At 72.7% G+C, this 8,065-nt stretch carries 6 protein-coding genes and 2 pseudogenes; 5 read left to right on the top strand and 3 right to left on the bottom strand.

Annotated elements, in window-relative coordinates:
• Positions 1-1,276 (bottom strand): annotated as a pseudogene (locus JGS39_RS42115) (Lhr family ATP-dependent helicase); the annotation flags it as partial.
• Positions 1,277-1,291: 15 nt separating this feature from the next.
• A pseudogene (locus tag JGS39_RS24785) lies at positions 1,292-4,297 on the bottom strand (DEAD/DEAH box helicase); the annotation flags it as partial.
• 143 nt (positions 4,298-4,440) lie between these two features.
• On the opposite strand from JGS39_RS24785, the gene JGS39_RS24780 reads away from it, so the two are divergent.
• The 4 genes from JGS39_RS24780 to JGS39_RS24765 all read left to right on the top strand — a co-directional run bounded on the left by JGS39_RS24780 (position 4,441) and on the right by JGS39_RS24765 (position 6,785).
• Entirely contained in the window at positions 4,441-5,304 is an 864-nt protein-coding gene (locus tag JGS39_RS24780) for an AraC family transcriptional regulator (protein ID WP_219571662.1), read from the top strand.
• Positions 5,305-5,314: 10 nt separating this feature from the next.
• A complete protein-coding gene (locus JGS39_RS24775) occupies positions 5,315-6,181 on the top strand; it encodes an AzlC family ABC transporter permease (RefSeq protein ID WP_306071870.1) in 867 nt (288 codons plus the stop codon).
• A complete protein-coding gene (locus tag JGS39_RS24770; RefSeq protein ID WP_219571661.1) occupies positions 6,178-6,483 on the top strand; it encodes an AzlD domain-containing protein in 306 nt (101 codons plus the stop codon). The genes JGS39_RS24775 and JGS39_RS24770 overlap by 4 nt, the downstream gene beginning before the upstream one ends.
• Before the next feature lie 92 nt (positions 6,484-6,575).
• A complete protein-coding gene (locus JGS39_RS24765; protein WP_308120667.1) occupies positions 6,576-6,785 on the top strand; it encodes a helix-turn-helix domain-containing protein in 210 nt (69 codons plus the stop codon).
• 43 nt (positions 6,786-6,828) lie between these two features.
• Here the strand turns inward: JGS39_RS24765 and JGS39_RS24760 are convergent, their stop codons facing one another.
• On the bottom strand, positions 6,829-7,743 hold the full coding sequence (locus tag JGS39_RS24760) for a hypothetical protein (protein WP_219571659.1): 915 nt from the start codon (positions 7,741-7,743) through the stop codon (positions 6,829-6,831).
• Positions 7,744-7,822: 79 nt separating this feature from the next.
• Between JGS39_RS24760 and JGS39_RS24755 the strand changes: the two genes are divergently transcribed.
• The gene (locus JGS39_RS24755; RefSeq protein WP_219571658.1) at positions 7,823-8,017 is read left to right on the top strand and encodes a DUF3046 domain-containing protein; all 195 of its coding nucleotides are present in this window, start codon (positions 7,823-7,825) and stop codon (positions 8,015-8,017) included.
• Positions 8,018-8,065 lie beyond the last annotated feature (48 nt).

The raw sequence follows: 8,065 nt of genomic DNA, 5'->3' as shown, positions 1-8,065 counted from the left end.
ACGCTCTACATGGAGCGCGGTGGTAAGACGCTGCTCGCCTGGACGACCGACCCGGACGACCACCGCGCTCCATGTAGAGCGTCAGCTCGCCGTCCACCAGGACGACGAGGGAGCCGGCCTTCCGGCCCGGCTTGTGGCCGGCCCCGGCCGGTGGCTCGGGCCACGGCAGGGCCGCCCCATAGGCGTTGGCGGGGTCGGCCGCGGCGAGGACCAGCGCGCGGGGGTTCGCGCCCGGTTCCGTGCGGTCGCGGGCGGTGGAGGCGGCGCGGAGCCGGTCAACCGCGCCGTCCATGGCGAACTGCGCGGCCCCCAGCCCCTCCACGACATAGCCGCGGCGCGCCTGCCCGTTGTCCTCGAAGGCGGACAGCACGCGGTACGCGGCGGAGAAGCCGCCCTCGACACCCTCGGCCTGGACCGCACCACGCGTCACCACACCGTGCCGGTCCAGGAGGGTGCGGGCCAGGGCGTGGGCCCGGTGCGTGGGTTCGGGTTCGGTGGAGGGCAGCAGGGACCAGCGGCCCGAGACCGTGGGCGGACCGGTACGCGAGACGGGGCGTGCAGAGGCGGTCAGGGAGCCGTAACGGCCGCGCGGAACGTTGCGTTTGGCGCGATGCGCGGTCGATCCGGCCGTGCGCCCTGAGCCAAGGAGTGCGCGCAGCGGGGCGAGGGTGTCGTTGGTGAGGCGGCCCGACCAGGCGAGATCCCAGAGGGCGTCCGCGAGTTGGGGATCGGTGGAGTCCGGGTGCGTGGTGGCGCGGACCTGATCGGCGATCTGCCGGAAGAAGAGCCCGTACCCCCCGCTGAGCGCGGTCAGTACGGATTCGTGCAGTGCGCTGAGTTCGAGCGGGCGCGGGGGAGGCAGGAGAAGGGGCGCGCTGTCGGCCGGGTAGAGGGAGAGCCAGCCGTCCTTGCCCGGCAGAGCCCCCGCACCGGCCCACACGACCTCGCCGGTGGTGGTGAGTTCGTCCAGGAGCGCCGGGGAGTAGCCGCTGACCCGGCTCGGCAGGATGAGCTTCTCCAACGCCGACGCGGGGACAGGTGCGCCCTGCAACTGCTCCACGGCGCGCGCCAGTCCGTCGATGCCGCGCAGGGTGTTGTCGCCGAGATGCTGCCACTGGGGGAGGAACCCCGCCAGCGCGGCTGGAGGGACCGGCTCCAGCTCATGGCGGAGCGCGGCGAGCGAGCGGCGCCGCAGCCGCCGCAGCACCGTGGCGTCGCACCACTCCTGGCCGATACCGGCGGGGTGGAACTCGCCCTGGACGATCCGGCCGNGAGCTGGCATCTGCACGCCGATCCGGACCTGGATGGCTCGGCGTGCAGATGCCAGCTCCTGCGCCCATTGAGGCTCGGCACCGCGCTCGGTCAGTTCCGAATCGGTGAGCGGGCCGAGGACCCGCAGCAGGTCGGCGACCCCTTCGACGTCCTTGACCCGGCGGTCCTCGGCCAGCCACTGGAGCTCCCGCTCCAGTTCGGTCAGGACCTCGGCGTCGAGCAGTTCGCGCAGCTCCGCGCGGCCCAGCAGTTCGGCCAGGAGGTGGGAGTCGAGCGAGAGAGCGGCGGCCCGTCGCTCGGCGAGCGGGGAGTCGCCCTCGTACAGGAACTGCGCGACATACCCGAACAGGAGCGAGCGGGCGAACGGGGAAGGCTCCGGCGTGGTCACCTCGACCAGACGGATCCGGCGGGCTTCAAGGTCGCCCATTACCTCGGTGAGCCCGGGTACGTCGAAGACGTCCTGGAGACATTCGCGGACCGCTTCGAGAACGATGGGGAACGAGCCGAACTCGGAGGCGACCTGGAGGAGCTGAGCGGCCCGCTGACGCTGTTGCCACAGTGGTGTGCGCTTGCCGGGGCTGCGCCGGGGCAGCAGCAGCGCGCGGGCCGCGCACTCGCGGAACCGCGAGGCGAACAGGGCGGAACCGCCGACCTGGTCAGTGACGATCTGCTCGATCTCGCCCTTGTCGAAGGCCACATCGGCGGCGCCGACCGGGGGCTGGTCGCTGTCGAGGGCGGTGTTGGCGGGAGGGAGCGGTGCCGCTGCGGGTGCCTGGGACGGATCCTGGACGGGGTCGAAGTCGAGGAGGTCCAAGCCCATCATGTCCGCGTCCGGGAGCCTCAGCACGATGCCGTCGTCGGCATGCATGACCTGGGCGTCCATGCCGTACCGCTCGGCGAGGCGGGCGCTGAGGGCGAGCGCCCACGGGGCGTGCACCTGGGCGCCGAACGGGGAGTGCACGACGACGCGCCAGTCGCCCAGCTCGTCCCGGAAGCGCTCGACGAGGATGGTCCGGTCGTCCGGCACATGGCCGCAGGCCCGGCGTTGCTCGTCGATGTAGGACAGCACGTTGTCCACGGCCCACGTGTCCAGACCCGCGGCCAGCAGCCGCTGCCGGGCATCGTCCGGGGACAGCCCGCCGAGCTCGCGGAGAAAGGCGCCCAGCGCACGCCCCAGCTCCAGCGGACGGCCCAGCTGGTCGCCCTTCCAGAACGGCAGCCGTCCCGGAACACCCGGTGCGGGCGAGACCAGGACCCGGTCGCGGGTGATGTCCTCGATCCGCCACGACGTGGTCCCCAGGGTGAAGACGTCGCCGACCCGGGACTCGTACACCATCTCCTCGTCCAGCTCCCCGACCCGGCCGCCGCCCTTCTTGGGGTCGGAGCCGGCGAGGAAGACCCCGAACAGGCCGCGATCGGGGATCGTGCCACCGGAGGTGACGGCGAGCCGCTGGGCGCCCGGACGGCCGGTGACCGTACCGGCGACCCGGTCCCAGACGACTCGGGGACGCAGCTCGGCGAAGGCGTCGGACGGGTAGCGGCCGGCGAGCATGTCGAGTACGGCGGTGAACGCCGACTCGGGGAGCGAGGCGAAGGGCGCGGCCCGGCGGGTCACCGCCAGCAGGTCGTCCACCTGCCAGCTGTCCAGGGCGACCATCGCGACCAGTTGCTGGGCCAGTACGTCCAGGGGATTGGCAGGGACCCGCAGCGCCTCGATGGATCCTTCACGCATGCGTTCGGTGACGACGGCCGCCTGCACCAGGTCGCCCCGGTACTTCGGGAAGACGACCCCGGTGGAGACCGCGCCGACCTGATGCCCGGCACGGCCGACCCGCTGAAGTCCGGAAGCGACCGACGGCGGCGACTCGACCTGGATGACCAGGTCGACCGCCCCCATGTCGATCCCCAGCTCCAGGCTGGAGGTGGCGACCACCGCGGGCAGCCGGCCCGCCTTGAGGTCCTCCTCCACCTGCGCGCGCTGCTCCTTGGACACCGATCCGTGGTGGGCCCGGGCGAGGAGCGGGGGCGCGCCCTTCGCCGCACCGGACTCCGCCATGACCTCGGCGGGGGAGTGCGCCTCGGGCATCGTCTCGCCCGTGGCCCGCTCGTACGCGATCTCGTTGAGCCGGTTGCAGAGCCGCTCGGCGAGCCGGCGGGAGTTGGCGAAGACGATCGTGGAGCGGTGGGCCTGGACGAGATCGGCGATCCGCTCCTCCACATGGGGCCAGATCGACGGCTTGTCCGTCTGGCCGGAGTCCAGGTCGGTGGCGGGGGAGCCGCCGAGCTCACCCAGATCCTCCACCGGCACGACCACCGACAGATCGAACTGCTTGGTGGACGGCGGCTGGACGATCTCCACCTTCCGCAGGGGTGAGAGAAAACGTGCGACCTCGTCGACCGGGCGAACGGTGGCCGAGAGACCGATGCGCCGGGCCGGGCGGGGCAGCAGCTCGTCGAGCCGCTCGAGCGACACGGCGAGATGGGCGCCCCGCTTGGTGCCCGCGACCGCGTGCACCTCGTCGAGAATCACCGTTTCGATTCCGGCCAGTGCCTCCCGCGCCGAGGACGTCAGCATCAGGAAGAGGGACTCGGGTGTGGTGATCAGGATGTCCGGCGGCCTCGTAGCCATCGAGCGGCGCTCGGCGGGCGGGGTGTCGCCGGAACGGATGCCCACGCGCACCTCGGGCTCGGGCAGCCCCAGGCGCGCCGATTCCTGGCGGATGCCGGTCAGCGGCGAGCGGAGATTGCGCTCCACGTCGACGGCCAGCGCCTTGAGTGGCGATACGTACAGCACACGGCAGCGCTTCTTCGCCTCGGCGGGCGGCGGGACCGCGGTCAGCTGGTCCAGGGCGGCGAGGAAGGCGGCCAGGGTCTTTCCCGATCCGGTCGGAGCGACGACCAGGACGTCCGACCCCTCGCCGATCGCGCGCCAGGCGCCTTCCTGCGCGGCTGTCGGCGCGCTGAAGGCCCCCGTGAACCAGCTACGGGTCGCGGGGGAGAACGCATCGAGTGCGGAGCCGGTCATGTCCCCCATCGTGCACCCCGGCACTGACAACGGCCCCGGAAACGGTCCCGCCAGATCGCGTGCCGCCCGCGGATCGGGCCGCGACGGCTGGGCCGGCCGCTGGTCCGAGGCACCCGCAGCCCGCGAACTGCGAGAATTCGAGCATGGCAGGAGCGACGGGACCGGCGGAGTGGGCGAGGCACTGGCAGTACGCGGAGCTGCCCGACCTCGACCTGCTGCGCGCCCGCTACATCCGCCACACCTTCCCGCGCCACAGCCACGAGGGCTATGTGTTCGGCGCCGTCACCCAGGGCGTCGAGGACGTCGAGCTGCCCGGTGGCACCGTCCACGCGGGCCCCGGCTCCGTCGTCATGATCAATCCTGAGGTGCCGCACACCGCGAGGGCCGGTGTTCCCGAGGGCTGGGTGTACGCCACGCTCTACCCGTCCGCCCAGGCCGTCAACGCCATCGCGGCCGACATGACGAAGCTGCGCGGCACCGTCGGCTTCACGGAGACCAGCGTGGCCGATCCCTACGCTGCGCGTCTCATCGGGGAGGTCCACCGGGCAGCGGAGGAGGGCAACGCGTTGGCGGCGGACAGCGTGCTGCGGGTCCTGGTCACGCGTCTGCTCACCCAGCACGGCAGCGTCCTGCCCGCTCCGGGGCCCCGGGCGGCCGGCGCGCGGGACGCGGCGCGGGCCCGTGCCGTACTGGAGAGCAGGATGTCGGAGCCGCCCACCCTGGAGGCACTGGCCACCGAACTCGGCACGAGTCCGTTCGCGCTGCTCCGGGCCTTCAAGAAGCAGTACGGGATGCCGCCGCACACCTGGCTCACCGACGCGCGCGTCCGGCGTGCGCGACGGATGCTCGACGCGGGCACCGCCCCCGCCGCGGCTGCGGCCGCGGTCGGCTTCACCGACCAGCCCCATCTCAACCGCCATTTCACCCGGATCGTGGGGGTGCCCCCGGGCGCCTACCAGCGGGAACGTGCAAGAACGTACAAGACCGGCCCCGGACTGCCCGGGTAGCGTCCCGGGCGTGGCAGAACAGACAGCACCCCCTCAGAGCGTCGCCGGCCCGCCCGGCGGCACCGCGATCACCGCCGAGGCCAAACCGGACGCGGCCGTCGTACGTGACGCACTCGGCGTCGGCATAGCCGTCGGCCTCTCCGGCTTCGCGTTCGGCGTCACCTCGGCCGGGTCCGGACTGAGCCTGCTGCAGACCTGCGCGCTCAGCCTCCTCGTGTTCACCGGCGCCTCCCAGTTCGCCCTGGTGGGCGCCCTGGCCGCCGGCGGCAACCCGTACACCGCGGCTGCCGGTGCCTTCTTTCTCGGCGTACGCAATTCCTTCTACGGCCTGCGGCTGTCGCAGTTGCTCGCGCTGCCGCGTGCCCTGCGTCCCCTCGCCGCCCAGTGGGTCATCGACGAGACGACTGCCGTGACGCTGCCCCAGCCCACCCGGCGCGCCGCCCGGATCGGATTCACCGTCACCGGACTCACGCTCTACGTGCTGTGGAACCTCACCACGCTGGTCGGCGCGCTCGGCGCCGAGGCACTCGGGGACACCGCCGCCTGGGGGCTTGACGCGGCGGGCCCCGCCGTCTTCCTCGCCCTGCTCGCACCGATGCTGAAGAGCACGACTGAGCGGGTCACCGCCGCGCTCGCCGTCGTGCTCGCGCTCGGCCTGCTGCCCGTTCTGCCCGCAGGGGTGCCCGTCCTGCTGGCCGCGCTCGCGGCGCCGGTCGTCCTCTTCCTGATGGGACGCGGCAAGGACGGGCTGATGGGACGCGGCAAGGACGGGACCCCGGATGAACCGGCCGGGGAGGCCGGGCAGGGGCAGGAAGCGGAGAAGGCGGCCGCGAAGACCGGGGCACCGCGCACCACCACGCAGGAGGACGGCCGATGAACGTCTGGATAGCCATCGCACTGACCGCCGTCGGCTGTTACCTCGCCAAGCTCCTGGGCCTTCTCGTGCCGGCCGGCGCCCTGGAGCGTCCCGTCGTGCAGCGCCTGGCCGCTCTGCTTCCGGTGGCCCTGCTGGCAGCGCTGACCGCTCAGCAGGCCTTTGGTACCGGCCAGCACCTGGTGCTCGACGCCAGAGGAGCCGGGCTCGCCGCCGCTGCCCTCGCCCTCGTGCTGCGTGCGCCCTTCCTCGTTGTCGTGGGGGTGGCCGTGGCCGTCACCGCCGGAGTACGCGCCCTCGGCTGACCGCGCCTGCGACGGCGCTCGAGGGGGTAAGGGGCTCGGTCCATTGACCGAGCCCCTTACCCGTGACCCTCTGTGGCCCCTACTTGTGGCCTGTGGACGTATGCCCGACGTATCTGGCGCAGCAGCAGGACCGGCGCCTCACCGCCGTACTCCTCGGGCCGCATCCCAGCACCGTCGACAACCGGCTCGCCCGGCTCGCGGAGCTGCGCGGGCTCGACCTGGGCTCCCCGCGCGGCACCGCGCCGGCCATCGCGGCCCTGCTCCCGCACGACACCGGGCAGGGGAGCCACGGCAGCGTGTGAGAGCCGGGCGGTCGGCAGCCGCCCGGGCCCCGGCGCCCCGTGGTCAGTCCAGACCGCGCCCGTACGCCCGAAGCGTCTGCAGGGCTCTGAGCGTGACCAGGGGGCGCCCCTCCAGAGCGGTTCCCGGGGCCCACTGCCGCCAGGCCACGGGCCAGCCGCCGTCCGGCTGCTGCCCGGCCGAAAGATGGTCCAGCGCGCGATCCATCTCCGCGTCGGTGAACCAGCGCCGGGCGAGCGACTCGGGCGCGCGGGCGTAGTCGTACGGAAAGTGCTGCTCACCCGGCGCGTACCCGGGCGCCACGGGGTACTCCGCACGCCGCTCCGGGTCCAGGGCGACGAGCCGCTGGTCGCGCACCAGACGCCCGAGCCGGTCGGCAGCGGCCTCGGCCCGCGGCCGGTCCGGCGCACCGTCGAGGAAAGCGACCGCGGCCTCGATCTCGTAGGGATGCGACACCTCCAGGGCGTCGACGGCCGCCCAGCAGAAGTCCGTCGCCCGGAACAGCCAGGCGTGCCACACCGAATTGCGGTGGAGCAGCCCGACGACGGGCCCGGTGACCAGCAGTTCGGCCGGTGGGTCGTCGACGACCGGGATGAACGGCGCGGCCGGGTAACCGCGTTGCGAGGGGAGCAGAGCAGGTAAGGCGCCCTCCTTGGTGGACACGGCGGTCAGGAATCGGCAGATCCGCTCCACCCGGAGCCCGCCGCAGCGATCGATGGAGTCGAGGACGCTCAGCGCGTGTGCCGTGTGGAGCGGCTGACTCACAGGGCCTCGCAGATCGGGTTCGAGCGCGTGACCGTATCCGCCGTCCTCGTTGAGGAACGCTGCGAGCGCTGTCTCCACGGCGTCCGCACTTCCTTTCAGGAAGTGATGGGCGAACCGCCGCTGTTCCAGGACGCGGGCCGTGAGCCAGATGAACTGCTCGGCACGGTTGAGGGGACTTGTTCCGGTTCCAGCCATGCACCGACCGTAGGACGGCAAGCGCTCTCGGTAAGGCCGGGCGGCCAGGCTGCACTCTCAGGAGCGGGATACTGGTGGCATGCGGTTGACGATTTTCTGGGAACGGATGGCGGACCACTTCGGCGCGGGGTACGCCGACTCCTTCGCGCGCGACCATGTGATGGCCGAGCTCGGCGGGCGCACAGTGCGGCAGGCACTGGACGCGGGTTGGGAGACCAAGGACGTCTGGCGTGGGGTGTGCACGGCCGTGGACATCCCCGCGGACAAGCGCTGAAGCGCGATTCGGGGCGGTACGGCGGCCTGGCCGGAGCCGGGGGGCGCG

Source organism: Streptomyces poriferorum (assembly GCF_019399235.1).
Classification (GTDB): domain Bacteria; phylum Actinomycetota; class Actinomycetes; order Streptomycetales; family Streptomycetaceae; genus Streptomyces; species Streptomyces poriferorum.
This window is presented reverse-complemented; position numbering and strand designations above follow the sequence as displayed.

Excerpts from the sequence above, each read along its gene's own strand:
- JGS39_RS24755 (WP_219571658.1), top strand. The coding sequence starts at position 7,823 with ATGCGGTTGACGATTTTCTGGGAACGGATGGCGGACCACTTCGGCGCG.
- JGS39_RS24770 (WP_219571661.1), top strand. The coding sequence starts at position 6,178 with ATGAACGTCTGGATAGCCATCGCACTGACCGCCGTCGGCTGTTACCTC.
- JGS39_RS24760 (WP_219571659.1), bottom strand. The coding sequence starts at position 7,743 with ATGGCTGGAACCGGAACAAGTCCCCTCAACCGTGCCGAGCAGTTCATC.
- JGS39_RS24780 (WP_219571662.1), top strand. The coding sequence starts at position 4,441 with ATGGCAGGAGCGACGGGACCGGCGGAGTGGGCGAGGCACTGGCAGTAC.